This is a genomic window from Nonomuraea sp. NPDC047897 (genome assembly GCF_043204415.1).
Taxonomy (GTDB): domain Bacteria; phylum Actinomycetota; class Actinomycetes; order Streptosporangiales; family Streptosporangiaceae; genus Nonomuraea.
The window spans coordinates 1-1,520 of record NZ_JBIDCC010000034.1; the positions used below are offsets into that span (position 1 = coordinate 1).

1 rRNA gene (running past one end of the window) is annotated in these 1,520 nt (G+C 57.6%); it reads right to left on the reverse strand.

Going from position 1 to position 1,520, the window contains the following annotated elements:
* Positions 1-2: 2 nt before the first annotated feature.
* A 23S ribosomal RNA gene (locus ACGF0J_RS38005) occupies positions 3-1,520 on the reverse strand; it runs 1,658 nt beyond the window's last position.

Here is a 1,520-nt window from a genome sequence, read left to right on the forward strand (position 1 = left end):
TTGTGGTCAAGTCCTCGGCCTATTAGTACCGGTCAGCTCCACACGTTACCGTGCTTCCACCTCCGGCCTATCAACCCGGTCGTCTACCGGGAGCCTTACCCACTCTCGTGGTGGGAGACCTCATCTCAAGGCGAGCTTCCCGCTTAGATGCTTTCAGCGGTTATCCCTTCCGAACGTAGCCAACCAGCCGTGCACCTGGCGGTACAACTGGCACACCAGAGGTTCGTCCGTCCCGGTCCTCTCGTACTAGGGACAGCCCCTTTCAAGTCTCCTGCGCGCGCAGCGGATAGGGACCGAACTGTCTCGCGACGTTCTAAACCCAGCTCGCGTACCGCTTTAATGGGCGAACAGCCCAACCCTTGGGACCTACTCCAGCCCCAGGATGCGACGAGCCGACATCGAGGTGCCAAACCATCCCGTCGATATGGACTCTTGGGGAAGATCAGCCTGTTATCCCCGGGGTACCTTTTAGCCGTTGAGCGACACCGCTTCCACACGCCGATGCCGGATCACTAGTCCCAGCTTTCGCTCCTGCTCGACCCGTCAGTCTCACAGTCAAGCTCCCTTGTGCACTTACACTCAACACCTGATTACCAACCAGGCTGAGGGAACCTTTGGGCGCCTCCGTTACCCTTTAGGAGGCAACCGCCCCAGTTAAACTACCCACCAGACACTGTCCCCGATCCGGATCACGGACCAGAGTTAGACGTTCAAAACGACCAGAGTGGTATTTCACCAATGACTCCACCCGAACTAGCGTCCGAGCTTCCCAGTCTCCCACCTATCCTACACAAGACGCTCCAAACGCCAATGTCAAGCTGTAGTGAAGGTCCCGGGGTCTTTCCGTCCTGCTGCGCGTAACGAGCATCTTTACTCGTAATGCAATTTCGCCGGGTCTGCGGTTGAGACAGCGGGGAAGTCGTTACGCCATTCGTGCAGGTCGGAACTTACCCGACAAGGAATTTCGCTACCTTAGGATGGTTATAGTTACCACCGCCGTTTACCGGCGCTTAAGTTCTCACCTTCGCCGGCCGAAGCCAGCTAAGCGGTCCCCTTAACGTTCCGGCACCGGGCAGGCGTCAGTCCGTATACATCGTCTTACGACTTCGCACGGACCTGTGTTTTTAGTAAACAGTCGCTTCCCCCTGGCCACTGCGACCCCCACCAGCTCCAAGCGCAAGGCCTATCACCAGCAGAGGTCCCCCTTCTCCCGAAGTTACGGGGGCAATTTGCCGAGTTCCTTAACCACAGTTCACCCGATCGCCTTAGTATTCTCTACCTGACCACCTGAGTCGGTTTAGGGTACGGGCCGCCACAACACTCGCTAGAGGCTTTTCTCGGCAGCATAGGATCATCCACTTCGCCACAATCGGCTCGGCATCACATCTCACCCACAAGTGTCGCGGATTTGCCTACGACACGGGCTACATGCTTACCCCAGGACAACCATCGCCTGGGCTGGACTACCTTCCTGCGTCACCCCATCGCTTACCTACTACCCGATCGGACCGAGCGTTCGG